The 26,627-nt window shown below is 56.9% G+C and carries 23 protein-coding genes; 8 read left to right on the top strand and 15 right to left on the bottom strand.

Going from position 1 to position 26,627, the window contains the following annotated elements:
* Positions 1-12 precede the first annotated feature (12 nt).
* The 3 genes from GOX45_RS01500 to GOX45_RS01510 are packed head-to-tail and all read left to right on the top strand — an operon-like array spanning position 13 to position 3,617.
* The gene (locus GOX45_RS01500; RefSeq protein WP_171097275.1) at positions 13-981 is read left to right on the top strand and encodes a glycine betaine ABC transporter substrate-binding protein; all 969 of its coding nucleotides are present in this window, start codon (positions 13-15) and stop codon (positions 979-981) included.
* 58 nt (positions 982-1,039) lie between these two features.
* Entirely contained in the window at positions 1,040-2,089 is a 1,050-nt protein-coding gene (locus GOX45_RS01505) for a glycine betaine/L-proline ABC transporter ATP-binding protein (RefSeq protein WP_171097276.1), read from the top strand.
* 10 nt (positions 2,090-2,099) lie between these two features.
* The gene (locus GOX45_RS01510) at positions 2,100-3,617 is read left to right on the top strand and encodes a proline/glycine betaine ABC transporter permease (RefSeq protein ID WP_171097278.1); all 1,518 of its coding nucleotides are present in this window, start codon (positions 2,100-2,102) and stop codon (positions 3,615-3,617) included.
* Positions 3,618-3,876: 259 nt separating this feature from the next.
* Here the strand turns inward: GOX45_RS01510 and GOX45_RS01515 are convergent, their stop codons facing one another.
* From GOX45_RS01515 to GOX45_RS01580, 13 genes are all read right to left on the bottom strand, one after another.
* Positions 3,877-4,485, bottom strand: coding sequence for a hypothetical protein (locus tag GOX45_RS01515; protein WP_171097281.1), 609 nt, complete (start codon positions 4,483-4,485; stop codon positions 3,877-3,879).
* A 113-nt stretch (positions 4,486-4,598) separates the two neighbouring features.
* Entirely contained in the window at positions 4,599-6,275 is a 1,677-nt protein-coding gene (locus GOX45_RS01520) for a caspase family protein (RefSeq protein WP_171097283.1), read from the bottom strand.
* Positions 6,276-7,096: 821 nt separating this feature from the next.
* Positions 7,097-7,549, bottom strand: a complete 453-nt coding sequence (locus GOX45_RS01530; protein WP_171097285.1) for a carbon monoxide dehydrogenase subunit G — start codon at positions 7,547-7,549, stop codon at positions 7,097-7,099.
* Between the two features lie 106 nt (positions 7,550-7,655).
* The gene (locus GOX45_RS01535; protein WP_171097286.1) at positions 7,656-8,468 is read right to left on the bottom strand and encodes an XdhC family protein; all 813 of its coding nucleotides are present in this window, start codon (positions 8,466-8,468) and stop codon (positions 7,656-7,658) included.
* A gap of 12 nt (positions 8,469-8,480) precedes the next feature.
* Positions 8,481-9,671, bottom strand: a complete 1,191-nt coding sequence (locus tag GOX45_RS01540) for a VWA domain-containing protein (RefSeq protein ID WP_171097288.1) — start codon at positions 9,669-9,671, stop codon at positions 8,481-8,483.
* Entirely contained in the window at positions 9,671-10,528 is an 858-nt protein-coding gene (locus GOX45_RS01545) for a MoxR family ATPase (RefSeq protein ID WP_171097290.1), read from the bottom strand. Before GOX45_RS01545 ends, GOX45_RS01540 begins: the two co-directional genes overlap by 1 nt.
* 114 nt (positions 10,529-10,642) lie before the next feature.
* Positions 10,643-13,060: an aerobic carbon-monoxide dehydrogenase large subunit gene (locus tag GOX45_RS01550; protein WP_171097292.1), complete on the bottom strand. Its 2,418-nt coding sequence runs from the start codon at positions 13,058-13,060 to the stop codon at positions 10,643-10,645.
* Positions 13,057-13,551 carry a (2Fe-2S)-binding protein gene (locus GOX45_RS01555; RefSeq protein WP_171097294.1) on the bottom strand — a complete coding sequence of 165 codons (495 nt, stop codon included), beginning with the start codon at positions 13,549-13,551 and terminating at the stop codon, positions 13,057-13,059. The genes GOX45_RS01550 and GOX45_RS01555 overlap by 4 nt, the downstream gene beginning before the upstream one ends.
* A 15-nt stretch (positions 13,552-13,566) precedes the next feature.
* Positions 13,567-14,400: a xanthine dehydrogenase family protein subunit M gene (locus tag GOX45_RS01560; RefSeq protein WP_171097296.1), complete on the bottom strand. Its 834-nt coding sequence runs from the start codon at positions 14,398-14,400 to the stop codon at positions 13,567-13,569.
* Positions 14,401-14,538: 138 nt separating this feature from the next.
* Positions 14,539-15,621, bottom strand: coding sequence for an MHYT domain-containing protein (locus tag GOX45_RS01565; RefSeq protein WP_171097298.1), 1,083 nt, complete (start codon positions 15,619-15,621; stop codon positions 14,539-14,541).
* An 89-nt stretch (positions 15,622-15,710) separates the two neighbouring features.
* Positions 15,711-16,610: an ABC transporter substrate-binding protein gene (locus GOX45_RS01570; RefSeq protein ID WP_371808936.1), complete on the bottom strand. Its 900-nt coding sequence runs from the start codon at positions 16,608-16,610 to the stop codon at positions 15,711-15,713.
* A gap of 83 nt (positions 16,611-16,693) precedes the next feature.
* Positions 16,694-18,061 (bottom strand): sensor histidine kinase, encoded by a 1,368-nt coding sequence (locus GOX45_RS01575; RefSeq protein WP_171097301.1) that lies wholly within the window; start codon positions 18,059-18,061, stop codon positions 16,694-16,696.
* Positions 18,051-18,719 (bottom strand): response regulator transcription factor, encoded by a 669-nt coding sequence (locus GOX45_RS01580; protein WP_171098112.1) that lies wholly within the window; start codon positions 18,717-18,719, stop codon positions 18,051-18,053. Before GOX45_RS01580 ends, GOX45_RS01575 begins: the two co-directional genes overlap by 11 nt.
* 108 nt (positions 18,720-18,827) lie before the next feature.
* On the opposite strand from GOX45_RS01580, the gene GOX45_RS01585 reads away from it, so the two are divergent.
* Genes GOX45_RS01585 through GOX45_RS01605 form a run of 5 tightly spaced genes read left to right on the top strand, consistent with a single transcriptional unit; the run spans position 18,828 to position 23,817 of the window.
* The gene (locus GOX45_RS01585) at positions 18,828-19,811 is read left to right on the top strand and encodes a tripartite tricarboxylate transporter substrate binding protein (RefSeq protein WP_171097304.1); all 984 of its coding nucleotides are present in this window, start codon (positions 18,828-18,830) and stop codon (positions 19,809-19,811) included.
* Positions 19,812-19,871: 60 nt separating this feature from the next.
* Positions 19,872-20,354 carry a tripartite tricarboxylate transporter TctB family protein gene (locus tag GOX45_RS01590; RefSeq protein ID WP_171097305.1) on the top strand — a complete coding sequence of 161 codons (483 nt, stop codon included), beginning with the start codon at positions 19,872-19,874 and terminating at the stop codon, positions 20,352-20,354.
* A gap of 1 nt (position 20,355) precedes the next feature.
* Entirely contained in the window at positions 20,356-21,867 is a 1,512-nt protein-coding gene (locus GOX45_RS01595) for a tripartite tricarboxylate transporter permease (protein WP_171097307.1), read from the top strand.
* Positions 21,857-23,044 carry a CaiB/BaiF CoA-transferase family protein gene (locus GOX45_RS01600; protein ID WP_171097309.1) on the top strand — a complete coding sequence of 396 codons (1,188 nt, stop codon included), beginning with the start codon at positions 21,857-21,859 and terminating at the stop codon, positions 23,042-23,044. Before GOX45_RS01595 ends, GOX45_RS01600 begins: the two co-directional genes overlap by 11 nt.
* Positions 23,041-23,817, top strand: a complete 777-nt coding sequence (locus tag GOX45_RS01605; protein WP_171097311.1) for a citryl-CoA lyase — start codon at positions 23,041-23,043, stop codon at positions 23,815-23,817. The genes GOX45_RS01600 and GOX45_RS01605 overlap by 4 nt, the downstream gene beginning before the upstream one ends.
* A 22-nt stretch (positions 23,818-23,839) precedes the next feature.
* Here GOX45_RS01605 and GOX45_RS01610 read toward each other — a convergent pair whose 3' ends face one another.
* Together GOX45_RS01610 and GOX45_RS01615 are read right to left on the bottom strand one after the other, a co-directional pair.
* On the bottom strand, positions 23,840-25,348 hold the full coding sequence (locus tag GOX45_RS01610; protein ID WP_171097312.1) for a heme biosynthesis protein HemY: 1,509 nt from the start codon (positions 25,346-25,348) through the stop codon (positions 23,840-23,842).
* A gap of 10 nt (positions 25,349-25,358) precedes the next feature.
* Positions 25,359-26,591 carry a COG4223 family protein gene (locus GOX45_RS01615; protein WP_171097314.1) on the bottom strand — a complete coding sequence of 411 codons (1,233 nt, stop codon included), beginning with the start codon at positions 26,589-26,591 and terminating at the stop codon, positions 25,359-25,361.
* Between the last annotated feature and the right edge of the window lie 36 nt (positions 26,592-26,627).

The raw sequence follows: 26,627 nt of genomic DNA on the forward strand, positions 1-26,627 counted from the left end.
GGGAGAAACGATATGAAAACACTAAAGCTTACAGCAATCTTGGCTCTGGCCATGGGCGCGACAACGGCAATGGCACAGGACAAGGTCATGGTGGGCGAACCCAGCTGGCCCGGCGCCAAGATCATGAGCCGCGTGATCGGGCAGGTCATCGAAACTCGTCTTGGTGGTGAAGTCGGCTATGCTCCCGGCGCGAACGCAGTGATCTTTGCTGCCATGGATGGCGGGCGTGGTGACATCGACGTGCATCCGGATGTCTGGTTGCCGAACCAGTCGTCCTTTACCGATGAATATGTCGACCAAAAAGGTACCGTGGGTCTGTCTGCTGGCAGCTACGAAGGCCGTGCCGGGATCTGCGTGCCGAACTACATGGTCGAAGATCACAACATCCGCTCGATCTACGATCTGGCGACACCGGTCGCACAAGAGCTATTCGACTCGGATGGTGACGGCATGGGCGAAGTCTGGGTTGGTGCCTCGGGCTGGGCTTCGACCAACACCTTCAAGGTGCGTGTGCGGGACTACGGTATTGAGACCTTTCTAACACCGACCACCGAGGACGAAACCGTGTTCTATTCGCGTCTGAAAGATCAGATCGACCAGAAGAAAGGTGCGGCCTTCTATTGTTATGCGCCACACTACGTACACGCCTTGTATGACGTGACTATTCTGGAAGAACCCGAGCATGATGCGGCCACTTACAAGATGGTGCAGCCCGATCAGGATGCGGATTGGTACAACAAGTCTCATGTCAGCACAGGTGAGCCGGTCAAGACCGTGACCGTTGCACATTCCAAATCCCTGGATCAGCGCAACCCGGCAGCAGCGTCTTTCCTGGCCAATATCGACATGGATGCGGGTGAACTCAGCGGCTTGACTTATGAGGTCGTGGTCAAAGGCCGCGACACGGATGAGGTCGTCGCTGAATGGATCGCCGCCAATGGCGATACCGTCGACAGCTGGTTGGGTCTGACCACCAACTAAAACCTGCGCGCCCCTGGGTGCCGGGGGCGCGATCCAACTCAATTCCGATGGGGCCAAAATGACAGCGCAAATTGCAATCGACGCAAAAGGCGTGTGGAAAGTGTTCGGCGAGCGCTCGCAAGAAGCTTTGAACGCCATCCATAGTGAGGGGCTGAGTAAGGCCGAGGTCTTGGAGCGCTTCAACTGTGTTGTAGGTGTGGCTGATGCCAGTTTCGAGATCGAACGAGGTGAGCTGTTCTGCGTCATGGGCCTGTCGGGGTCGGGAAAATCAACCCTTGTGCGCCATGTAAACCGACTGCTGGAGCCTACAGACGGCCATATCTATCTGGATGGTGAGGATGTGATGGGCCTGAATGATGAAGGCCTGCGAGATCTGCGCAACCGTCGCGTCGCCATGGTGTTTCAGAACTTTGGCCTGATGCCGCACCGGACAGTGCGCGACAACGTAGCGATGCCGCTAGAAATCCGCGGCACCGGCAAGGCCCGCCGTTGGGAAGAGGCGGATCGCGTGCTGGAACTGGTTGAGCTGAACGGCTGGGAAGACAAATACGCACATGAGCTGTCGGGCGGGATGCAGCAGCGCGTCGGCCTCGCTCGCGCGATCGCCGCCGATCCAGAGATTTTGCTGATGGACGAACCGTTTTCGGCTCTTGACCCTCTGATCCGCAAACAGTTGCAGGATCAGTTCATGGATCTGAGCCACAAGTTGAACAAGACCACGATGTTCATCACTCATGACCTGGATGAAGCGATCCGTATTGGCCACCGGATCGCGATAATGAAGGATGGGCGTATTGTTCAAATCGGAACACCCGAAGAGATCATCCTCAATCCTGCCGATGACTATGTTGCCGACTTCGTAGCCGGGATTTCCAAGCTCAATATGATCTTCGCCCATGCCGTTATGAAACCCGTCGACGAGTTCGAAGCACATCACGGAGAGGTGCCTCAGGACGCAAAAGAAGCCCATCCGGATATGGATTTGTCTGATCTAATGAACCTCTGCGTGGATGGTCACGGCGTAGTGGCGGTGACACAGGACGGCAAGACCGTAGGCGTGATCAACCGTGCGGGCCTAATCCGTGCGATCCAGGACAGCCAGGCATAAGGGGACCGTTATGAAACATGTTGATGTCCAACAGATCCAGCCGGAAACCGCCGACCGCCTAAATGGGCTGATCGGAGATTTCGTGGGGCAGGAACAGTCATATTACCAAAAGACCTTCTCCTACATGATGCAGGCGCCAGGCTATCGCTTTACGCTGAACAAGGCAGCGGCGATCCTCGGACCGATCTGGTTCGGCGCACGGGGGCTATGGTCATGGTTCTTGGGATTTCTGGTGCTGGAAACACTAGCCTATATCCAGATCGGGCTGGGCTTGTTCGGAGATCTCGGGCGCGAGTTTCGCGAGCGCGCGGAACAAATCGAGCAAACGTTGGAGCTTCGACGCCAACAGATCACCGCAGCAGAGCAATCTGGAGCTGCGTCGCTGGATTCGCTGAAACGTGCAGCTGAATCCTTGGAAGGGGCCTTGGCCGGCGCACAAGAGGCTGCACGCACAGCAGACTCAACTGGCTTAACCTATCTGACCGTCGGCATTGTTTTGTTGTTGGCCGTCAAGTTTCTTGCCGCTTCTCTGGCCAATTGGACGCTTGAAGGGCAATTTGCGCGGTGGCGCTCTGACCCGAGCGTGGCGCACGGGTGGTCGGTCACCCGACTAGCCGTGGCTACAGCGCTGACCTTCGTGGTGGTGATCTTGTCGATGATCAAATTCGCGCAGCCTGATGCTTTGGCTGTGCTCAAAACCTTCCCCACCAACCGCGACTGGCGTTTGAATGTCGGAGACGGTGTGCAGGCCGTGTTTGAATGGACCAAAACCGCCGGGCGAGGCTTCTTTGACGGGCTGACCTTAGGGATGCGTACTCTGCTGGACTGGATCGAAGTTGTGCTGGTTGATACCCCCTGGCCGGTAGTGGCTATGGTGATTATCATGCTGGCCTACCTTTCGGCTGGCGCCCGCGTGGCGATTTTTACCGGCGCAGCGCTGGCTTATCTCGGGCTTCTGGATTTCTGGGAAAAAGCGATGACGACCATCGCGCTGCTTGGCGCCGCCGCGCTGATTTCGATTACCTTGGGTATCCCTCTAGGTATCTACTGCGCGCGTCGTCCGCGTGCGTTTGCCATCGTGAGGCCGATTTTGGATTTCATGCAGTCAATGCCTTCCTTCGTCTACCTGATTCCGGTTGTGGCCTTTATCGGCTCTGGCAAGCCTGCTGGCGTGGTCGCGACCATGATATTTGGTAGCCCACCAGTGATCCGTTTCACAGTGCTTGGCTTGCAGCAGGTCCCTGAAACCGTGCGCGAAGCCGCCTTGGCCTTTGGCGCAACACCGCGCTATTTGCTCTGGCGTGTTGACTTGCCCTTGGCGCATAAAACAATCATGGCCGGTGTAAACCAAACCATACTGATGTCGCTGGCCATGGTGGTTGTCGCCTCGCTGATCGGCGCAAAAGGATTGGGTGAGGACGTGCTGGAAGCTCTGCAATATGCAGCGGCGGGGCAGGGGATACTTGCCGGTCTTGCGATCCTGTTCTGCGCACTCATCCTGGACCGGATTGTTGCGGGTAAGAGATAACGAGAAATAGTCAGCAGACGTCGATGCGGCTTTAAACTGAACCAGCGAATCCGATTGCCAGTTTGAGCTGTCGCCTCAGGCTACATGATGCGGTATCCAAGCCATCTTGGCGAGCAGTCGCGCCGTTCGCCATTCCAAAGTGGCTTCCAGTCCACGACACAGCGTTGTTCGGTGCTGAGCCCACTTTGACCAAGTCAGTTTTCGGGCCATTTGCAGACGGTAGTGATACCGCCTCTGACGAGTTCGGTATCTGTTTTTTTTACGCGGCTCTCTCGAGCTGCTTAACTAGTTTTTCGTACTTCCTGATCCTAGAATCGAGGTCTTTCTGAGTTTTCAGTTGTATTCTTGTGATACGGGAGTCGCTCTCCTTTTGGATCTTCTTGGCGTAGGCCGCCCAAGAAACCGGATCCCATTTGAATTTTCTGTTTTCCACGATGTCGACATAAGCCGCCGCCCAAAACGAAGGTTTGTTCATATCAGACCATGCCTTCAGTGTGGCTTTCGCGAAGAGGACAAGGTTCCCGTCCGCCTTTACGTCGTCGGACACTGCGCCACCGACCAATTGGGCGTATTGGTCCGCTTTACTACCGACAAAACCCTTTAGCGTTTCTTTGTTCAGCTTTGCGAGTTCGGCGCCGGTTACTTTAGTAGATTTTTGTGCGGCAACAGCCAGATTGCTAAGGCCCACAGCCATGGTGGCCAGCATCGCAATCAAATCCTTCTGATCCGTAGCTTTCTTGCACTTTTGCAAGTCGCGCGCGTTTTCTTTGCGAAGTCTTTCAAAGTCACTGTTCATCTCCGCACGAAGCTTCTTGAGTTTGCCCAGAACTTGCTTGTAACGCGTGAGAGTTTTCTTTTTGTCTGACATTTTACCTATTCCTATTTTTACTTGTTAATCAGGATACTTACTTCGTACGGCACGCAGGTTTCCGCGAAAGCCGAGCTGGTTTAGTGGTCAAGTTCATTCCGAAGACCTCCTGCCTATTTCAAGCGCTTGAGCTCTACGTTCTTGATAAATTGCTGATCAAACCGACCAGGCTCGAACCTCGCGGACTGTCCTTTTTGAAGCGACACCAGTTTTCTTGAAAAAGTAACTTGTCGAATTGTGGCATTGCCAAAATGAGAACTTAGAGATGCTCGAAACTTGAAGTTACCATTCTCGTCCAGGGTTGCTTTGGCTTTGGGCAACCCAGCTGAATTGCCGGTAAAGTCGCGATGGTAGGTCAAAGATAATTCGTCGCTTCCGTTTCGACTGAAACGGTACACCGAAAGCACTTCCTGACGTCCGGGTTTGTAATACGGATCGTAGTGGTATTTGGCATATTCATCGTCCCAACGGCGGCGAACAACAACCTCATAGCTCCCATCCAAAGCGGCGAGATTTGTAGTCGTCGCAGATGAATTGGGCTCAACGCTTCGGTTGTCTATTTTTGGCACTCGGGCGAGCAGCATCTCATATGTATTTTCATTGAGATATCCAGTCTGAGACAAACCGTTTGCGGCCTCGAAACGACGGAGAGCTGTTCTCGAGCGAGGTCCGAACAATCCATCCGCAGCGCCTGGGGAAAATCCTGAACTGTCGAGTGCTCTTTGGATGCTGCGGTATTCCGCGCGTCCGATTCCCAATGCGTTTTCTGCGACAACCAATGGATCAGGGGCCGTATTCGTTTCAGGGACCTCTCTGGATGGTTGGAGAACAGCTAGATCTGTTTCGCCTTGTTCTTGAGTGCTTTGGGGCGCGGGGTCTGAATTCTGTCGAGGCTTGTTGGCAGCGCTCGCCGTCACCTGTTCCGACAATTGCCTGGCAATGTTGGCCGCTGACGTTTCCGGAAACGTATCCACGATCTTTTGCATGGCTTGGAGACGCGCTTTTTGGTCGGGGATGCCAACCGCCAGGTTCAATTGTTGTGTGGCCAGGTTTTCGTCGCTCAATTTTTCTTTTGGAGTTTCAACCGTCCCAACCGAGATCCTGAAATAGAATTCGCGCGACATCTGGCTAACAACCTCGGGGCGCTGTCTGCCATCAGTTTCTTCCAGAACATCTGCAGACACGCGCTTGAGCATTGTAGAAACTTCAATACCTGGAGTTTTGATGTGACTGAGAAGCGCTTTGGTAAACGGAGAATTCGGTCCAGTTCCATCATAAGCTATTTTTCCGGGGGTCGTGGCAAAAGCGACGAGGCTGTCACTATATGCACCTCCCACCACAGCAAGCCCTCGACCCAGCCCAAGTGAGCGCGCCTGGTCCGGCACCCGATCCCTCAATGCGTTTGCAAGCGGGTTGTCTCGGCAGGCATCGATAAAAGCAATTGAGGTCGCGGCTCGGCTTTCCATCAGGTACAATACCTTGGACAGCCGTACAGCTTCGGAGTCGATAAGATGTTGGTTCTGAACTTTTGCGTCAACTGAAAGCAGGTAGTTTTCCCCCCGCAATTGCATTCCATGTCCGGCATAGAAAAAAAGCGCATGAGTTGCGCCATCAAGCCTTTGTTCAAAACGCAAAAGGGCTTCGCCAAAGTCTCTTTGAGACGCATTTTTGACTTCGATGACTTCGAATCCAAGTTGTTTCAAAACTTTGGAGATTTCGAAGGCATCGTTTACAGGATTTGTTAAGCGTTCGGTGTTTTCATAGTCACTATTGCCAACAACAAGCGCCACTCGCGAGGCAAGTGACGGCGCTGCAAAGCCGAGGAAAACGACACAGAAAAATAGAAAAAACCTGAGCAACTTGGTGACCCCCCACAAACTCTTCAAGCCAGTATTCGATTTCCTTCTCGATGTTGGGCACACATAATACGCGGCTTTCAAACTTCCGCTGTGTGCTATTTCACATTCATAACAGAAACCAATTGAATCGATAAATCCTCAGGAACCTCTACCCGTTACGAGCGATGTTTGCTTCGTCGTTTCACTCTTGAGAACGCATCGTAACGCGGGTTTTTGCTGAATTGGGCAGAGCTTATGGCGTTCGCATTCGTTGCCGTTATAGGGACAGTACCATCAGGCGAATGCGCTCAGATCGGTGAGGCCTAATCGCCCTGAGATTGAAGTTTGCGCCCTTCGGGAGTCTTTGCCTTTCTGAACGTGATGTACCTGACGTTTACCAGCGCCCAGCATCGCCCTCGCGTTTGAGTTCGGCCTTTCGGCTTTCGAATGCATCCAACGCAAAATCCCTTAAGAGGTGTAACTTGCTTCCTTTGATATTATGCGCTGTGCCTGCTCAAAGGACGAGGCATTAACCCACCTCTCAATCCACCCTCGATAAATAGTAGATTCTGGGGAAGAGTGGAATGCAGTAGAATAGTTAAGTCACTGAAGATGCTACGCTAAACAAAACCATGACACCTGGTGAAACAGGAATTAGGTGTCTCTCTTAGACACCTAATCCCCGAACCCAAGAACTTACGTTTTTTGATTTCGAATACTGCGCCATCGTGTGACAGCGCAGCAGGGTATTCTGCACCGACCCCTATTCCCCGTCAGCCAACAGCCTGTTCCGACACGATCTCACCAAACTTTGTAAAGAACTTGCCCGACAGCTTTTTGGCCGTTCCCGCAATCAAGCGGCTGCCGAGTTGAGCGATCTTTCCGCCGACATCGACCTTCGCGGTGTAGGCGAGGATGGTTTCGTCACCATCTTCGGTCAGGGTAACGTCTGCACCGCCTTTGGCGAACCCAGCCGCACCACCTTTGCCCTCGCCCATCAAAGAAAACCCGTCCGGCGCGTTGGTTGTGTCCAGCGTGACCTCACCGGCGAATTTCGCTTTGACTGGGCCGATTTTCAGAACAACCTTGGCTTCCAGATGATTGGGCTCGGATTGTGTGAGTTCCTCACAACCTGGGATACACTCGCGCAATATCTCTGGGTTGTTCAGCGCTTCATAGACAACGTCACGCGGGGCGGTGATCCGAATTTCGTCACTCAGTTCCATTCGACTTTCCTTTGTTCAACAGCATCTTGGATAGACACGAAGTGCCTCTTGCGTGGCGTCTTCTGCAGATTGTTCCGGGCGTTCTGGCCACAGTTTGCGCACCCATTCAAGCAAGTTTTTCATCATCTGACACCTCACTTTCGCTATCCGTGTTCCGCCAACGGATGATCTCGGCGAGGATCGACAAGGCGATTTCGTGTGGATCGACCGCGCGAATGTCCAACCCGGCAGGCGCCTTCAGTTGCGAAACCCGCTGTGCGGCCATACCCTTTGCGATCAACCTATCGCCCAGAACCTTTGCCTTGCGGTGGCTTGCCACCATCGAAACCCGACGCGCCGAAGATTCCAAGGCGGTTTGCAATGCCGCAGCGTCTGCATGGCCTTGTGACGCGACGACCACGAAGTCGCGCGCTTCGATTCCCAGGGAGGCCATGTCCTCTGCGTCAAACGCGAGGTAATCCGAGGACCATTCGGTGCCTTGCGCGACACAGACCCTGAATCCGGCAAGCGCCGCATGAGCCGCCAGCGCCTTGGCGATCGGCGTGTCCCCAAACAAGACCAGCCGATGCGCGTGCTGATAAGGCTCGACCAGCAGATCGACCGTACCGCCAGACGGACAGCCACTGTTGAACATATGCACATCATCCGGGTCTGCCATGGTCACCACCTTGCTTGACGGTTTCACCCGGATCATCCGGGGTGCGCCTTCTGCCAGCGCCTGTTGGGCCGAAACCCGCACCGCCCGTTGCACGCAAGCGCCACCCAGATGCCCCAGTATCTGGCCATCCCGCGTGATCGCAGCTTTGGCCCCCGCTTTGGCCGAAGTCGCATCGGCCGTCCGCAACACCGTAGCCACGCAGAAAGCCTGACCCTTTTCCCGCAGCGTGTCGATGGTATCGAAAATGTCAAAACCGGGCATAGGCTAGTTCCTTCACAGTTTCCGAAATTCAGGCTCAAGCGCGGCCAATGCGTCCAGAGTATTTGCCGGTAGATGGGCATCCAGATGAGGCAGCGCTGCCTGCATGGCCGCAGCTATGGGTTCGTAGTTCTGCCATCCTTTCAGCGGGTTGAGCCAGACGACTCGTCGCGCTTTGCGCTGAAGGCGCGCCAGAACCGCGCCCAGCGCTTCGGGGTCTGAACTGCAATAGCCATCCGACAGGATCAGAACGATGGTGCGCCCGTTCAGAGCGCGCGCGCCATAGCCGTTTAGAAAACTGTCCAGACTGCCCGAGATATCGGTGCCACCACCAAACCCCTCGGCCATCAGCGACAACCGCCCGGCGGCGCGCAGCGTGTCATGGTCGCGCAAAGCATCCGTAACCCGCATCAACCGTGTGTGGAAAAGATAGGCATCCGCCTCGGCTCCACTACCGATCAACCCCTTGAGGAAAGCAAGAAACACCCGCGCATAAACGGTCATCGACCCGCTGACATCGCTCAGCGCCACAATCCGCATGGGACGGGGCGGCCGCGCACGGCGATAAAGGTCCAACGGCTCTCCTCCACGCGCCAGACTGGCCCGCTGTATCCGCCGCATATCCAGAGCGGGACCCCGCAGCGCCTGTTTGCGCCGACGCGAACGGCGGTCGCGCATCGCCCGCGCAAGCGCCATAGCCGCCTGTTCCGCCTGTTTCAGAGACTGTTCATCCATCAACTCGCGCAGATCCCGGCGCGACAGGTTGGCTGTTTGGGTCGCCATCAACCGCCCATCCGTTCCTTCACCTTCTCCATCACCCGGATCGGGAATGGTGGCCGCCTGATCAGAGCCCGTCTGGGAATTGTCCGTGTCTTGGTTCAATCCTTGCCAAATCATCGGCTTTGCGGATTGCACCCGCACATGAGACGACTGAGCCGTGCCCTGCCGTTGCTTGCCCGCATTGAACCAATAGGCATCGAACAGTTCATCAAACCGCCGCCAGTCCTCGGCACCCCCGGCCAACAAAACGCACAAGGCTTGCCGCGCCTGCACCGCATCGGTTGCCTCGGTCGCGGCAAGCGCCGCCAGCGCATCCCCGGTTTCCGCCGGGCCCACACGCATCCCGTTCATCCGCAGATGGGCGATAAACCCCGCCATCCGGTCGGCCAGACCCGCCGCGCGAGCCGGAAAGCGCGTCACTTGCATCACGCCACCTTCCCGATCAGCCGGTCCATCACCTCGGGCGGGGCGGCGTCATAGTCCGCCGCCGTCTTGAGCAGACAGACCAGAGTAGCCTGCACTGCCTCGCGCGATTGCGTCATATCGTTGACGCCCAACCCGGATAGAGCCGCCGCCCAATCCAGCATCTCGGCAATGCCCGGCGTTTTCTCCAAATCCTCACTGCGCAGGGCCTGCACAACGCCGACGATCTGCCGTGCCAACAGCCCCTCGACCTCGGGCATCCGCGCCCGCAGGATCGCCAATTCAGTCTCGCGCGATGGGTAATCCAGAAAGCTGTACAAACACCTACGCCGCAATGCGTCCGACAGATCCCGCGTGCCGTTTGCGGTCAGGATCACCACCGGCCGCGATCGCGCCTTGATCGTCCCCAGCTCAGGGATCGTGATCTGATACTCAGAGAGGATTTCCAGCAGATAAGCTTCAAACTCCTCATCCGCCCGATCAATCTCATCAATCAGCAAAACCGGAGATGTGTCTTGTGATATAGCCTCTAACAAAGGGCGTTTCAGCAGGTATTCATCAGAAAACAACTGCGCTTCCCCAACACCACCATCCGCCTCGCGCGCTCGGATCGCCAGCAACTGCCGCTGATAATTCCACTCATAGATGGCGTGGCTGGCATCCAGCCCTTCGTAGCATTGCAACCGGATCAGCTGTGTTTCAGACCACGCCGCCATCGCCTTGGCCACCTCGGTCTTGCCGACGCCGGCAGGCCCCTCAAGCAACAAAGGCCGCCCCAAGGCCCGCGCCAGATGCAGCGCCATCGCCAGGCGGTCGTCAGCGACATAGCCCTGCTCGGCCAATCCGTTTTGCACTTCCATCAAAGTCACAACCAGGATCCCATCTTCATCTGGCCAAAAATATCCCGGGGGAGGTTCGGAGGGGGTAGAACCCCCTCCGTCCGGTCGGACCGGCGCCAGCCGGTCCGAACCCAATCACCCATGCAGCCCCAACCCGTTGGCGATCTTCCAGACCCGCCAATGATCATGCGGCATATGGCTTTGCACCAACCCAAACGGCCGGAACGCGTCATGCACAGCATTCGAGAACGCGGGCACACCGCCCACATTCGGGCTCTCTCCCACGCCCTTGGCTCCAATCGGGTGATGCGGCGACGGCGTTACCGTGTGATCGGTGGTGTAGTTTGGTGTCTCCCAGGCTGTTGGGAGGAAAAAGTCCATCAACGTGCCGGTTTTGACATTGCCCATCTCGTCATAGGCAATCTCTTGCCCCATCGCGATAGCCAACGCTTCGGTCACACCGCCATGCACCTGCCCTTCGATGATCATCGGATTGATCCGCGTGCCGCAATCATCCAGTGCATAGAACTGCCGCACTTCCCACTCGCCGGTATCCACGTCAATCTCCATGACACAGATATAGGCCCCGAACGGATAAGTCATATTCGGCGGGTCGTAATAGCTGACAGCCTCCAACCCTGGTTCCAGCCCCGGGATGGCCTGGTTATAGGCTGCAAAGGCGATCTCTTTCATGGTCTTGAACCGCTCGGGCGCGCCTTTGACGGCAAAACGATCCACATCCCATTCGACATCGTCGTCATGAACCTCAAGCAGATAGGCCGCGATCATCTGCGCCTTGGCGCGGATCTTGCGCGCGGCCATCGCCGTTGCCGCCCCCGCCACTGGTGTGGACCGGGACCCATAGGTCCCAAGACCGTATGGCGCGGTATCCGTGTCGCCCTCTTCCAGCGTGATGTCATCAGCGGGCAGGCCAATCTCGCTGGCGATGATCTGGGCGAAGGTCGTGGCATGGCCCTGACCTTGGCTGATCGTCCCCAACCGCGCGATTGCAGAGCCGGTTGGGTGGATACGGATTTCGCAGCTGTCGAACATGCCCAGCCCAAGGATATCGCAGTTCTTAACTGGCCCGGCCCCGACGATTTCGGTGAAATGCGTCAGGCCAATCCCCAGCAGCTTACGGCTCTTACCGGCTTTGAACTCCTCGATCCGCTGCGCCTGTTCTGCGCGCAGACCGTCATAGTCCACAGCTTTCAGCGCTTTGTCCCAGGCCGTGTGGTAATCGCCCGAGTCATATTCCCAGCCCAGCGCAGATTGGTACGGGAACTGATCGGCCTTGATGAAGTTGATCCGGCGCAGCTCTGCCGCGTCCATGTTCAACTTGATGGCCAGCACCTCGATCATGCGTTCGATGAAATAGGCTGCCTCGGTCACCCGGAAGGAACAGCGATAGGCTACCCCGCCCGGTGCCTTGTTGGTATAGACACCGTCAACGGCCAGATAAGCGGTCGGGATGTCGTAGGACCCGGTGCAGATATTCATGAACCCCGCCGGGAATTTGGTCGGGTCGGCACAGGCGTCAAAGCCGCCATGATCCGCCGTGGTATGGCACCACAAACCGGTGATCTTGCCATCCTTCGTGGCCGCAATCTTGCCCTGCATCCAGTAGTCGCGGGCAAAGGCGGTAGACATCAGGTTTTCCATCCGGTCCTCGACCCACTTTACAGGCTTGCCGGTGACGATCGAAGCCACAACCGAGCAGACATAACCCGCATAGGCCCCGACCTTATTGCCGAATCCGCCGCCAATATCGGGGCTAATCACACGGATATTGTGTTCAGCCACGCCCGAGATCAGCGAGACAACGGTGCGGATCGCGTGCGGCGCCTGAAACGTGCCGTACAGCGTCAATTTACCCGTCACCTTGTCCATGCTGGCCACACAGCCGCAGGTTTCCAGCGGGCAGGGATGGGTCCGGTGGTAATAGACCATCTCTTCGGCGACCACGTCGGCCTCGGCCAGAACTGCTTCGGTCGCGTCCTTGTCGCCCTGTTCCCATGTGAAAATGTGGTTGTGATGCTTACGGGGGCCATGCGCGCCTTCGGTCTGGCCTTCCAGGTCTTCGCGCAGGACCACATCGGATTTCAGTGCCTCGAAAGGGTCGGTCAGAACCGGCAGTTCCTCGTACTCGACTTCGACGAGTTCCACCGCATCCGCAGCGATATAACGGTCTTCGGCCACGACATAGGCGACCTCCTGACCCTGAAACAGCACTTTTCCATCGGCCAGCACCATCTGTTTGTCACCAGCCAGCGTCGGCATCCAGTGCAGGCCCAGCGGCGATAGGTCTTCGGCGGTCAGTACTGCAATCACACCGGGCAGCGCCAGCGCCGCCTCCTTGTTTACGCTCACCACGCGGGCATGGGCATAGGGAGAGCGGACAAAGTCGCCAAACAGCATCCCGTCCAACTTGATGTCATCGACATAATTGCCCTTGCCCTGGGTAAACCGCACATCTTCAACGCGTTTGCGCGAGCTGCCCATGCCTTTGAGGTTGGCGGCGCGTTCTTCGGGGGTCATGGTCTGGTCGTTCATTCCGCGGCCTCCTTCTGAGCATTCAACATATCCGCCGAGGCCGAGATCGCCTTGACGATGTTCTGATAGCCGGTACAGCGGCAAAGGTTCCCTGCCATGCCAAAACGGATGTCTTCTTCGGTCGGGTTCGGGTTTTCCTGCAGCAGGCGATGCGCGCGGGTGATCATGCCCGGCGTGCAAAAGCCACATTGCAACCCGTGATGTTCGCGGAACATCTCCTGAATGACACCCAGGCTCCCGTCCTCGTTGGTCAGGCCTTCGACGGTGGTGACATCGGCTCCGTTCACCTGTGCCACAAAAGTGGTGCAGGATTTGACCGACTTGCCGTCGATATCCACGGTGCAAGCCCCGCAATGGCTGGTTTCGCAGCCGATATGAGGCCCGGTGATTTTCAGATCTTCCCGCAGGAAATGGATCAACAGCGTGCGCGGCTCGGCCAGACCTTCGACCTGCTTGCCGTTCACGGTGAGTTTGACGTGCATTTTCGACATTTGTTGTTCCTCCCCTCAACCCGCGCGGCTTTGTGCGCGGTCGATGGCGCGGCGCAACATCACGGCGGCCACGTGTTTCTTGAATTCGACGGGGCCACGATTGTCGGCCACCGGGTCAATCGCGTCGAGCATTGCGGCAACGCAGCCCTCGACATCGCCACTTGCGAGCGCCGCGCTGGCACCCTCGGACCAGACCGGCGTATCGGCCAGATTGGTCATCGCGACCGAGGCCGTGCCATTGCCGACCATCACCGCAGCCGCGGCAGTGGCATAATCTCCGATCTTGCGCTTTTGCTTTTCATAGGCCTGCCCGACAGCTGCACCAGGCACGGGGATATGAATGCGGGTTAGGATCTCTTCATCCTCACGCGCGGTGAAATATGCAGCCTCATAGAAGTCGCGCGCCGCGACGCTGCGATTGCCATCGGGGCCGGACAGATCAAACGTGGCGTTCAGGCATTGCATAAGCCCCGGCATGTCGTTGCCCGGATCACCATTGGCCACATTGCCCCCTACAGTGCCGACATAGCGGACCTGCGGATCGGCGATCTGCAACGCGGCCTCGCGGATCAGCGGGATCGCCGAGGCCAGCCCGTCATGGGTGATCAACTCATGCTGCGTAACCATCGCACCCAATGACACCGTGTCGGCTCCGACCTCGATGCCCTTCAGTTCTTCAATGGCTTGCAAATCGACCAGATGGCCCATCTCAGCCATGCGCAGCTTCATCATCGGGATCAGGCTGTGCCCACCCGCAAGCACGCGCGCCTCATCTCCGTGTTCCTGTAGAATGCCGATGGCCGAGGCGATGTCGCCTGGCCGGTGATACTCAAAACCGGCTGGTATCATGTTTTCCTCCCTGGGTCCGAGCGGTATGCCTTGGGGGACCTGGAACAAGGAAAGGATGACGCGCGTAGGCGATCCAGCAGGCAGAAACCGGGCGCGCAGCTTGTTTCACGAAATGCGAATAAGCTGCACGAGCTGCGATCAGAGGCCCAGCGCTTCGCGAATATCCGTCAGGCGTGATCGGCTGACCGGCACCTTGGCCAACGCATCAACCCCGTCGAAATAGCAGGTGCCATTGTCCTTATGCCGCTCAAAGCTAGAGACGTGTTTGGGATTGACCAGATAACTGCGATGCGCGCGCAGGAACCCGTCCGGTTTCAAACGGGTCGCCGCCTCGGTGATCGACCAGGGACAGAATAATTTCTCAGATCCCATGTAGAGAACGGTGTAATGCCCCTCGGCCCGGATGGCGGCAATACTGGCAGGTTCGGTGAAAAAGGTCTGTCCTTCCCGCTCAAACGGTACACCCGCGCGCAAGGTCGCCGGCTTCGGCACGGATTCTAGGCTAGGCTGCTCTTTGGGTTCGATGAACGAAATACCGGTCAACAGAAAGGCACCGCAGATCAAAAAAACCGAAACCGTAACACCCATTGCCAGAATCTGATTGTCCAGCGCTGGACCCGCCCCACCCGCGCTGCCGGTGGCGACAAAATCGGTCAGTCCCGTTGCCACGAAATGCATCGAGAACACGGCCAACCCGAAACAGATCGTCCCCAGCAAGATATTGCGCTGAGTTCGATTGCCATAAGCCACCCAGATCGCCGCCACAGACAGGATCACCGAGGCCAGTGTCGACAAAGCTACATCAAGCAGGTTGTAGACAGGGCGGCAGAGCTGCATTCCGGCCATGCCGATATAGTGCATCACCACAATGCCCAACCCGACAATGATCCCCGATCCAATAATCGTCTGCGACGTGCGCGGCCGGAAATGCAGAACGAGCAATGCCAACCCAACCATCAGGATCGCAACCAAGGCCGATATCAGCGTGATCAGCGCGTCATAGTAGAACAGGATCGGCAATTGCAGGCCCAGCATGGCCACAAAATGCATCGACCAGATGCCACCACCCAGAATGACCGCTGCCAATGCGACCACAAGCTTGCGCCGTTGCGGCTCTAACTTGGAGGCGCCATGGGTCAGGTAGAGGCCGGTAAATCCTGCCATCAGCGCCACCGCCAACGAGGCCGCCACAAGCCAGCCGTTATGCGAATAATCCAGCATCGCGTTTGCGCTTCCTCCCTGACGCAAGCGTGACGTTAGCAAACGGAAACGAGCGCGACAATCTGAGAGCCAAAGACAAAGGCACGCAACTATTGAATGACGGCGTTTTCCCAGGCTGAGATGAACTTTTTCCTCTTCAGGCTATCCAGAAACGTCAACAGGGCAGGGTTCAGACCAATGGTTTCCTGTTCGCTCACAGTGTCCTCCGCAACCAGCAAAGGAAGGGGCGATTGAGTGGTGGAATCATTTGGTCTGTCCGAAACAAGATACCGCAAGAACTGCTGAGCGGCCTGAACTGATTGGGTCTCGTTGGAAACCATCACCGTCCGCATCATGGTTGTTTGAAAATCTGACGGCAGAATGACTTCCAGGGCATCCTGCCCTTCGGCCTGCGCGCTCGCATAGCTGCCAAGCACATTATACGCGACGTGAATCTTGCCATCGACAAGATCAGAAATCATGTCTCCCGAGCAGCAATAAAGCTTAACTCGTAGCCCCCCCATGATCTCCATCAAGCGCCAGTAGGTTTCCGAGACACGAGAATCCTGTGTAGCAAATAGATAACCCAAACCCGATTCTCGAACATCATATGTTCCGATTTTGCCGCGAAACATGTCAGGCCGTTCGCGCATCGCTTCGATCAAGTCCTGACGGGTTTCAGGTAACGCGCGTCCTTCGAAAGCAGAACGATTGATAACAATCGTAGCGGGTTCAGAGGTAAAGGCGAAAAGGCTATGGTGCCATTGTGTCCATGGTGGAACCTCCACATCTTCCAGCCGAAGCGCAAAACCGTCATTTGCAAGCTTTAGCTGCAAGTCCATTGCGCTTGAGATAATCACATCGAATGCACTGGGATTTGCCCGCACCCGCCGGTCGATATCCGCCGAGCCGGTCACCAGGTATTCGACACTGATCAGGGGGTTTTCTGCGACAAATCCTTCGATAAAAGGAGCAAAAAGCAAGGTGTCGGTGCTGGAAATAACGCGCAATTGCGGCCCCTCGGCACCCTCATTGAACACAAAACGCTCTTCCCAATCATCGGCTGACGCACAAAGGGGCAAGAGAAGCAGGATTACAGCGATAAGATAACGCATGCGCCGCCCTCTGGCTTGTTTGACAACTCCAATGTGCCGCCATGTGCGGTGGCCACGTCTTGCGCGATGGTCAAACCCAATCCAGAACCAATTGTTCCGGTCGCATTCTGCCCGCGTTCAAATCGTCTTGTCAGCATGTCGATTTCTTCTGACGGAAACCCAGGGCCAGCATCGCTGACCTTAATCTGAACATTTGGGTCTGCCCTGACGTCTATGACGACCGTGCTGTCCACAGGGGCGTATTTCAACGCATTATCGATCATATTCCGCACCGCGTTTTGCAACAGGATCGGATCACCGGAATAGGGTACCGCCCGCGCTCCGGTCAGAGATAACGTGAGCTCTCTCATCTCCGCTATGGGTGTCAGCCGCTGGACAAGATCTTTGGTCAATACAACAAGGTCGATGTCTTCACGCTCCAGATGATCGGCACGAAACGTAATCATGGCGTGGTCCAGCAATTGCCCAGCCGCACGAGAGCTTTCGTCAATTGCGCGCACCATGGCCCGCAAAGCTTCGCGATTCTCTTTGCGTTCGACACGATGAAGCGTCGCTTCGGCATAAGACCTGACAGTCGCCAATGGCGTACGCACGCGATGGGCTGCTTCGGCGATGAAGTCTTCAGACTGACCAAGCGACTGATCCAACCGCCCCATCAAAGAATTCAACGAGGTCACCAACGGTGCCATTTCACGCGGGACAGGCTTGCGAAACGGGCTGAGGTCCTGCGGCCCACGGCGGGTGACCGAGGTCGTCAATTTATTCAGCTGACCAATGGTCGTTGACGCGACCCAAAAGGACAGGCAGGCAGCCAACAGAAAGAACCCAATTCCCAGAAACGCGGCATTGCGTGAAATCTGATCCATGGTTTGGGACAACGCGTCCTGGGTTTGGCCAAGCGCCACTTCGATCTGAGTCTGTTTTCCAAGCCCGACCAAAGTTCGCCCCGCATTCACCTGGCGAATGCTTTCACCCTGCATTTCCGTCGATTGGAACGTCCAATTTGCCTGTGCGACTGGTTCGTCAACTTGCAACTCATCATATCCGGAAATGAACGCGCCATCCTGATAGATGGCATAGAACACGCGATCGTCCGACGGTGTTGTCAGCATTGAAAACGCCGCATACGGGATGTCGATTTCAAGTTGCCCATCCCGGATCGCAGCCGCATCGAGGATCGAAGCTACAGAGGCGCTCAGAATATTATCCTGACCTTGCTGGGCTACGCGCGCTGCATAGCTGCGCACTGCAAGAAATAGCAGGATGGCCAATATCGCCGCACCACCGATCAGTGTCAAAACAAGGCGGTTTCTTAGCGACCCAGAGACAGTGGGGCTATCCGTCATGATCCAACCTGTAGCCCAACCCGCGCAGGGTGGTTATCTTCAAGTCCGAAGCTTCGAGGTGTTTTCGCAACCGCCCGACGTAAACTTCGATCGCGTTGTCAGAAACATTGTCATCATAGGTGAATAGCCTATCGGCCAGTTTCTGCTTGGAAAAAACCTGACCCGGAGCATTTATGAACAGCTCCATCAGCCTTAACTCGCGGTTTCGTAGCGAGATGTCGCGACCGCCGACCGAAAAGTGACCGGCAACCGGGTCGAAAACGATCCCTCCAACTTCGATCCTGGATTTCGCATTACCCGATTTCCGCCGCAACACCGCACGACAGCGCGCCTCAAGCTCGGCATGATCGAAGGGTTTTGTGACGTAGTCATCTGCCCCCATATCGAGCGACCCGATTCGATCTGAAACCTGACTTCGCGCGGTCAAAACGATGACCGGTGTGTCTAGATCACTGGCGCGGTGGCGTGCCAGGAACTCTCTTCCGTCACCATCAGGCAGCATGATGTCCAGCAGGATCAGATCATATTCCTCGACTTCTGCATAAGCCGTGGCATCGTCTAATTTCGCTGCATGATCAACGACATGACCATCCAATCGCATGCGTGACGTGATGGCGTTCGCCAGGTCCAGGTTATCTTCTACAAGAAGAAATTTCATAAGCCTCAGGAAATCTTCGCGACCGTGACAGGTTGATGTCAGGTTCATATGTTTAGGATCGCAACAGTCTGAGCCGTCAAACGGCCGATTGTCAAATGGGAGGACATCATGACAACATTGAAACTGGGCCGTCGGGCCCTAATCGCAGCTGTGGCCGCATTCGGCCTAAGTGGCCCCGCTCTGGCGGATGGGCACGAGGTCGTGGATAGCATCCACTTTCTCATCCCAGGTGGCGCCGGTGGCGGCTGGGACGGCACCGCACGCGGTACCGGTGAGGCGTTGACCAATGCAGGCCTTGTTGGCACCGCATCTTATGAAAACATGTCGGGTGGCGGCGGCGGTAAAGCTATCGGCTTTTTGATTGAAAACGCAGAAAGCAACCACGGTACCTTGATGGTGAATTCAACACCAATTGTGATCCGCTCACTGACCGGTGTTTTCCCTCACAACTTCCGGGACCTGACGCTGGTGTCGGGCACGATCGGTGATTACGCTGCCATCGTTGTCGGAAAAGACAGCCCGATCAACTCGATGGCGGATTTGCTGGCAGCCTATGATGCCGATCCCGGCGCAACAGCCATCGGTGGCGGTTCTGTGCCCGGCGGTATGGACCACTTGGTTGCTGCCATGGTGATGGAAGCGGCTGGAAAAGATGCGTTGGGTGTCAAATACATCCCTTACGACGCAGGCGGTAAGGCAATGGCCGCCCTGCTATCGGGTGAAATCGCCGCTCTGTCGACCGGTTTCTCCGAAGCCGTGGATCTGGCCAACCAAGGTGAAGTCAAAATCATCGGCGTAACATCGGACGAGCGTGTCGATGCGGCACCAGATGCACAGACCATGAAGGAACAGGGTATCGATACCACCTTCGTCAACTGGCGTGGCTTCTTTGCTGCTCCGGGCCTGCCCGAAGAAAAACTGGTTGCCTACCAAGAGGCCATTACCAAGATGTACGATACGCCCGAATGGGAAGAAGTACGTTCGCGCAATGGCTGGGTAAACATCCACAACTCTGGCGCTGACTTCGAGGCGTTTCTTGAGGATCAGGAAAAGCAAATCAGCGACCTGATGAAGAAGCTGGGCTTCCTCTAAGACAACAAACAGGCAGAGCGGATCTCCGCTCTGCCGCAAGAATTTCGGGGAGGGGACACCATGGCGCTGGATCGCTGGATCGCGCTCATTCTACTGGGCATATGTTTGACATATGGGTACGCGGCTTGGTTTACCATGGACGGTGCTCTGCCTCCCTTCATGCAGCGAAATCCGATTTGGCCCAGCACCTTCCCCAAAGTGCTGTCGGTTCTCGGTATCATTGCATCAACGATCATCCTTCTGGGCTTTGAAAAAAGCGAGTTGAAAGCGGCCGAAATCGACTATCGCCGGTTGGGTGACTACCACCTGGGTCAGGCTGTCACGCTGCTTGTTCTTATGGTCGTTTACGCGCTTTGCTTGCGTCCGGTCGGCTTCCTGATCTCGACATCAGCCTTTCTGATACTCGGTTCGTTCATTCTGGGTGAGCGAAAGTGGCATGTCATGTTGCCTGTCGCGCTGATTGCAACCGGTGCTGTCTGGTATTTGGTCCAAGAGGTTCTTGGCATCTATATGCGCCCCTTGCCGGGCATTTTCGGAGGTTGACATGCTTGAAGGACTTCTGATCGGCCTGCAGACGGCTTTTTCCATTCAGAACCTGCTTATGGTTATTGCCGGGTGTCTCATCGGCACGTTCATCGGAATGCTGCCCGGTCTGGGCCCGATGTCGATCATCGCGATCATGATCCCTGTGGCGATTTCGATGGGCGACCCTTCGGCGGCTCTGATCTTGCTGGCAGGGGTGTACTACGGCGCCATCTTTGGCGGGTCCACGTCGTCCATCCTGCTGAACGCACCGGGGGTTGCCGGTACCGTCGCTTCCAGTTTTGACGGATATCCCATGGCCCGTCAGGGTAAGGCGGGCAAAGCCCTGACCGTCGCTGCGATCGCTAGTTTCGCAGGCGGGACGTTGGGGGCTGTTCTCTTGATGGTCTTCGCACCTGCCTTGTCTTCGGTCGCCCTGTTGTTTCACTCGGCCGAATATTTCGCGCTGATGGTTGTCGGATTATCTGCGATTGCCGCTTTTGCTGGGTCGGGCCAAGTGGCCAAAGCAATAATCATGACGATTCTGGGTCTGATCATGGCCACCGTTGGCGAAGGCGCCTTGTTCAATCTGCCCCGCTTTACGATGGGTATCATGGACTTGCAGTCAGGCTTTGGATTCATCACCCTGGCGATGGCCATGTTCGCCTTGCCAGAGGCGCTGTTTCTTGTCCTCAAACCCAAAGATCTGAAAGGGGATGAGGGAGAGATCAAAGATCTTAGGATCACCAAGGACGAGGCAAAAGCCATTGCGCCTGTTGTCGGACGCCAGTCGGTGCAGGGTTTCTTTATCGGGGTTCTACCCGGAGCGGGCGCAACAATCGCCAGCTTCCTTGGCTATGCTGTCGAACGCAACATTGCACCGAAGGAAGAGCAAGAAGAATTCGGCAAGGGCTCGATCAAAGGTCTGGCAGCTCCCGAAACAGCCAACAACGCCGCTTGCACGGGCTCATTTGTTCCTTTGCTGACTTTGGGAATTCCGGGCTCGGGAACAACCGCCATTCTTTTGGGAGCATTGATTGCCCTGAACGTCACACCGGGCCCACGCCTGATGATCGACGAACCGCAGATTTTCTGGGCGGTCATCATGTCGATGTTCATTGGCAACCTGGTTTTGCTGATCCTGAATCTTCCGCTAATCCCTTATATCGCCAAGGTTCTTGCGATTCCGCGTAACTATCTGATCCCGTTCATTTTGTTTTTCACGCTGATGGGTGCCTATATCGGTCAGAACAATGCGACCGAGCTGTTGATCCTTGTCGGTTTCGGGATCTGCGCCACCGCATTGAAGTTTGCCGATTACCCGCTGGCACCATTGCTTATCGGCTTCATCCTTGGTGGGATGATGGAGGACAATTTTGCAAGATCCATGCAGTTGTATGATGGCATCGCGTTTATCTGGGAACGCCCCATGACATTGGGCCTGCTTGTGGTTGCTGTACTCTTGGTGCTTCTGCCCAGCTACCGCGCACGAAGAGCTCGTGCGCGCGCCGCTGGTGTGGCTGATGGCGACTGATCCGCTAACTGGTGTTCGGGTTCTTGACCTGACCAATGTGCTGGCAGGCCCCTATTGTTGTTACCAACTGGCCTTGATGGGGGCCGAGGTCATCAAGGTAGAACGGCCCGGAGCAGGAGACTTGGCGCGTGTATTGGGGGCCGATCCAGCGCGCAACAAATCCGGTATGGGCATCAGCTTTCTGGCCCAGAACGCCAACAAGAAATCCGTCACCCTGGATCTAAAGGCCCAGAAAGGCAAAGCGCTGCTCAAGCGGCTAGTTCAAACAGCCGATGTGCTGGTCGAGAACTTCAGGCCCGGCGTTATGGACCGGCTGGAATTGGGCTATGACGTCCTGCGCAGAGAAAATCCCAGCCTGATCTATTGCGCCATCAGCGGCTTTGGTCAGGACGGTCCGCGCCGAGATGATCCGGCCTATGATCAGATCGTTCAGGGGATCAGCGGTGTCATGTCGATCACTGGCGCGCCGGATACTGCGCCCTACCGTGTGGGCTATCCTCTGGCCGATACGGTGGGTGGGCTGACCGCTGCTTTTGCGATCAGCTCTGCCCTGAATGCCAATCCGCGCGGAACTTTTCTGGACGTGGCCATGTCCGAGGCAGTGATCTCGACGATGGGATGGGTCGTGTCGAACTATCTTGTCGGAGGTGTGCGCCCGGCTGCGCATGGCAATGAAAACACAACATCGGCCCCCTCCGGCACGTTTGCGACCGCTGACAAGCCGATCAACATTGCTGCTAATCGCGATGAACAATGGCAAGCACTGGCGACACATCTGGGTCGCGATGATCTGCTGACCCATCCCGATTTCGCAACCCGTGAAGACCGCAAGGCGAACCGGGTTGCACTGCGTGACGTGTTGGAGGCTATGCTGCGTACCCGGCCATCTGAAGCTTGGGTGGCTGAGCTGAACGCGCTGGGCGTACCCGCGGGCCAGGTCCTGTCGGTGCCTGATGCGCTGGATGACGATCAACTTGCCGGGCGAGGGATGATCGGCACAGTCTCGGTTCACGGTGAAAAGATGCGTCTTGCCGGCAGTCCGGTGGTTATGGACGGGCAGCGCAACATGCCTGAAACTGCACCGCCGGATCTGGGTGCCGACAATACGACGATCTGGTCTGAATTGGGCCTAACACAGGCCGAAATCGACGATTTGAAACAAAAGGGGATCCTATGAGCGACGTCTCGGACTGGTGGCAAACCTCCATCATCGACATGGAACCCGGACGCATCGCACTGCGCGGAAAGCCGATTCAGGATCTGATCGGCCATATCAGCTTTGCCCAAATGATCTGGTTCTTGGTGCGCGGTGACAAACCGACACAAGCACAGGCCCATCTGTTCGAGGCGGCTTTGGTTGCGGCTGTGGATCACGGGCCGCAAGCGCCGTCCATTGCCACTGCGCGTATGGCTGTCACTTGCGGCCTGCCGTTGAACAATGCGATGGCCAGCGCGGTGAATATGCTTGGCGATGTTCACGGTGGCGCCGGAGAGCAGGCCGTCACGCTCTATCACTTCGTCGAGACGCGGTCTGGTGATTTGGGCAACGCGCTGGACGAATGGATCTCGACCCAAGGGAAAATCCTACCAGGTTTCGGGCATCGGTTTCACACCCCGACCGACCCGCGCGCGCCTCGGTTGATGGCACTGGTCCAAGACGCCGTGGACGACGGGGCCTGCGATGGTCGGTTCATGAAGATCGCGACGGATATCGAGGCCGAGCTGATGCGTCGAAAGGGCAAACCCGTGCCCATGAACATCGACGGCGCCACGGCTGTCATCTATGCTGAACTTGGCTTTGCCCCGCCGCTTGCCCGGGGTCTTTTCTGCCTGTCACGCTCGGTCGGGATTCTGGCCCATGCCTGGGAGCAATCGCAGCAAGGGGGCCGGAACAAAGGACCGACCCCACCAAGCTACAGATGGACTTACACAGGTGCGCGGAACGAGTGATCAGGCCCGAAAACGAGTCTGTTCAAGTCTGTTTTTCGACCGCAGGCTCAGTGCTGTCTTCGATGGCACCTTCAACCGTTTCTTCCACCGGGTCAGCCTCAACCTCGATCGCGTCGTCAACCTCTTCCGTTTCCTCGGCTTCGGTCTTGTCCTCCAGCGCGCCAACGATCAGCGGCAGCATGTGAACACCGGTCGCGCTGGCGATCTCGGGGGTTTGCGGTGTTTGCCAGCTGAGCGTATCGAAACTGCCGCAATTCGGGCAAACGGGTGCCCATTCGGCCTGAATGTCATGGCAATTGTCGCAAACCCATTGCGGACCGCGCGGCGCGTTCAGGGCGCGGGCCAGCCAGCCCTGCACAACGGCATCCGATGCGCCCTCACCCCGCTCAATAGCGGCCATCAGGGTGAACGCGCGGGCATCTCCCTTGTTTTCCACCACATCTCCCAGCGCGCGACGCGCCTCGGGGAAGTCTTCGGCGACGATGTTCAGCTCGGCCAGGATTAGTCGGGTTTCCATGTTCTCTGGATGCAAGCGTGTCAAAGCGGTGAAGCGCTTTATCCTCTGACGCGGAGTTTCGTCGGGTTCGATCTCGGCAAAGGCATGGGCCAGCTCTGGATGCGGCTGAACCTCCCAGGCTTTTTTCAGAATCTTGGTCGCCGCGCGGGCCTTGCCCTTTTTGATATGCGCGCGCGCAGCCATCGCAGCCGCTGGCACCAGATCCGGCGACAGGCGATTGGCCTCAATCGCGCGTTCCTGCTGCTCGATGGTAGCATCTTCGTCCAACAGGTCTTTGGCCTCGGACAAGGCCAGAACCGCATCGCGCCGCTTGAACACATCGCGCGGCAAATAGCCTGCTTTCAGCTTTGCGGTTAGGGTCGAGCGCGCACCCGCCCAATCCTGCGCCTTGGTCTGCAGGTTCAACAGAACGTCCTGCGTTTCCTCGTGGCGCGGTTTCAAGGCCAAAGCCTTCTCGGCCAGTTTGCGGGCGGTATCGTCGTCGCCTTCGGCCAGCTTCTGTTTCATGATGCCGCGCACACCAACAAAACGCGTCGCGTTATTGGTCACCAGTTTCTTATAGGTGTCAGACGCCTTTTTAGTGTCACCGGTCATTTCCGCTGCTTGTGCCACCAGAAGGTTGGTCAGTTCCGGTTTGTTCAGCAGTTTTTCGGCGCGGTTCGCTTTGGCCATGGCCGCACGCCCTTCGCCCGAGGCTAATGCCATCAGCCCATCGGCCAGCGCCTGATAGCCCTTTTGCTCGCGGTTGCGATCGAAATAGCGCGACAAAGCGGTTTCATCACCGTTGAGGAATTTCAATGTGGCGATCAACAGGCTGAGCAGTTTGAAGAACAGCCAGACCAGAACCACCAACACGCCCAGCGCAATGACCGATTGCAACGGGCTGAGCGTATATTCAGTACCCGCAACGGTGATCTGAACGCCACCGCTGGTTTCCATAAGGAACCCAGCGCCAACAGCCAGGAGGCCGATAATCGCAACAAAAACAAGGATCTTCAACAATGACCACAGCATGGCAGGTCCTTCAATTCGAGTTTACGCTGGCGCCAAGCGCCTGCGCGGCATCCAGCGCCGACACCCGTGTCTGGGCGCTCTGCTCCCAATCTGCAAGCGCAGCCTTTGCCGCCTCGGGCAAGGCCTTGAGCTCGGTCAGAGCGGTTTCGATATCGCCGCCCGCCAAAGCGGCCTGAGCACGAGACAGGATCGCATCCGGGTCATCACCGTCCTGCGGTGTGACAGATCGAGCCCCCGTCTGGCGCTGCAGAAACGCGACGAGCCCGGTGCCCTTGTCCGCGTCGCGCGCATTCGCCAGAGCAGTACGTGCAGCGGGTTCGAACGATGTCCGCAACGCGGCCAACGTGACTAAGCCGCTTTGGGCAGATGTGGTCAGTGCATCCGGAACAGTCAGACCACCGGCCTGCAACTCAGTCACAAGATCTTCGTAGCTTTGGCCTGAGTCCAACCGCCCCTGCAGTCGGGTCAGAATGGCCGTGTTTGTGGCCGCGCGCGCTTCGGCAGCAGCCTTTGCCTCAAGCGCTTGCGCGTCCGAGACCATTTTCTCAACCTCAGCGCGTTGGGTAGCCAGCGAATCCTGAAGCTTCTTCAGCTCTGCTTCATAAGCCGCCACAGCTTCGGCAGAGGCCCCTTCCGTGATCGGGCGCTTTTCCAGTTCGGCCAGGCGGTCGGCAAGCGGGTCGATCTGACCACTCAGCGCTTCGAGGCTGGACTTTACCGAACCCACATCGGTTTCAATCGGTGCAAGCTTGTCGCTCAACGCTGTAATCTGGCCGGTCAAAGCGGATGTATCCGGTCCGTCAGCCAGGGCTTTGGTCAAATTCTCGATCTGCGTCGCTTGATCCGTCAGCTTGGCTTCCAACGCCGTCAATGCTTCAGAGTTGTCCGCTCCGTTTGATGAGATCAACCCGCTGCTGCCGGCCCAAAGCCCAACCGCTGCAGCCACCGCACCACCAAGGAGCGCCGGAACAAACCCACCCCGCTTTTCAACCGTGCGTTCGACGATCTTTTCTTCGACCGGAGCTGCTTCGGTCACTTCAGCCGCCGTTTCGGCTTCGGCTTCGGCTTCGGCTTCGGCTTCGGCTTCGGCTTCGGCTTCGGCTTCGGGAGTCGCTTCTTCTATTGGCTGGTCTGCGTCAAGGCTTTCAGCGTCCGATGTCGACTCTGCATCAGCCTCGGAGGACTCGATCTCAACCTTGGGGTCTTCTACAGGGTCCTGATCGGATTTCTTTTTCCTGGCCACCGTCAAATTCCCCTTATCGATTCCCAAAACACCAGA

The organism is Ruegeria sp. HKCCD7255, from assembly GCF_013031565.1.
GTDB lineage: Bacteria > Pseudomonadota > Alphaproteobacteria > Rhodobacterales > Rhodobacteraceae > Ruegeria.

What these genes read in the sequence shown, in the direction of transcription:
- GOX45_RS01500 (WP_171097275.1), top strand. Translation starts at nt 13, where the DNA reads ATGAAAACACTAAAGCTTACAGCAATCTTGGCTCTGGCCATGGGCGCG.
- GOX45_RS01505 (WP_171097276.1), top strand. Translation starts at nt 1,040, where the DNA reads ATGACAGCGCAAATTGCAATCGACGCAAAAGGCGTGTGGAAAGTGTTC.
- GOX45_RS01580 (WP_171098112.1), bottom strand. Translation starts at nt 18,719, where the DNA reads ATGAAATTTCTTCTTGTAGAAGATAACCTGGACCTGGCGAACGCCATC.
- GOX45_RS01530 (WP_171097285.1), bottom strand. Translation starts at nt 7,549, where the DNA reads ATGGAACTGAGTGACGAAATTCGGATCACCGCCCCGCGTGACGTTGTC.
- GOX45_RS01545 (WP_171097290.1), bottom strand. Translation starts at nt 10,528, where the DNA reads ATGGAAGTGCAAAACGGATTGGCCGAGCAGGGCTATGTCGCTGACGAC.
- GOX45_RS01540 (WP_171097288.1), bottom strand. Translation starts at nt 9,671, where the DNA reads ATGCAAGTGACGCGCTTTCCGGCTCGCGCGGCGGGTCTGGCCGACCGG.
- GOX45_RS01585 (WP_171097304.1), top strand. Translation starts at nt 18,828, where the DNA reads ATGACAACATTGAAACTGGGCCGTCGGGCCCTAATCGCAGCTGTGGCC.
- GOX45_RS01510 (WP_171097278.1), top strand. Translation starts at nt 2,100, where the DNA reads ATGAAACATGTTGATGTCCAACAGATCCAGCCGGAAACCGCCGACCGC.
- GOX45_RS01515 (WP_171097281.1), bottom strand. Translation starts at nt 4,485, where the DNA reads ATGTCAGACAAAAAGAAAACTCTCACGCGTTACAAGCAAGTTCTGGGC.
- GOX45_RS01610 (WP_171097312.1), bottom strand. Translation starts at nt 25,348, where the DNA reads ATGCTGTGGTCATTGTTGAAGATCCTTGTTTTTGTTGCGATTATCGGC.
- GOX45_RS01600 (WP_171097309.1), top strand. Translation starts at nt 21,857, where the DNA reads ATGGCGACTGATCCGCTAACTGGTGTTCGGGTTCTTGACCTGACCAAT.
- GOX45_RS01565 (WP_171097298.1), bottom strand. Translation starts at nt 15,621, where the DNA reads ATGCTGGATTATTCGCATAACGGCTGGCTTGTGGCGGCCTCGTTGGCG.
- GOX45_RS01590 (WP_171097305.1), top strand. Translation starts at nt 19,872, where the DNA reads ATGGCGCTGGATCGCTGGATCGCGCTCATTCTACTGGGCATATGTTTG.
- GOX45_RS01605 (WP_171097311.1), top strand. Translation starts at nt 23,041, where the DNA reads ATGAGCGACGTCTCGGACTGGTGGCAAACCTCCATCATCGACATGGAA.
- GOX45_RS01560 (WP_171097296.1), bottom strand. Translation starts at nt 14,400, where the DNA reads ATGATACCAGCCGGTTTTGAGTATCACCGGCCAGGCGACATCGCCTCG.
- GOX45_RS01555 (WP_171097294.1), bottom strand. Translation starts at nt 13,551, where the DNA reads ATGTCGAAAATGCACGTCAAACTCACCGTGAACGGCAAGCAGGTCGAA.
- GOX45_RS01595 (WP_171097307.1), top strand. Translation starts at nt 20,356, where the DNA reads ATGCTTGAAGGACTTCTGATCGGCCTGCAGACGGCTTTTTCCATTCAG.
- GOX45_RS01550 (WP_171097292.1), bottom strand. Translation starts at nt 13,060, where the DNA reads ATGAACGACCAGACCATGACCCCCGAAGAACGCGCCGCCAACCTCAAA.
- GOX45_RS01535 (WP_171097286.1), bottom strand. Translation starts at nt 8,468, where the DNA reads ATGCCCGGTTTTGACATTTTCGATACCATCGACACGCTGCGGGAAAAG.
- GOX45_RS01575 (WP_171097301.1), bottom strand. Translation starts at nt 18,061, where the DNA reads ATGACGGATAGCCCCACTGTCTCTGGGTCGCTAAGAAACCGCCTTGTT.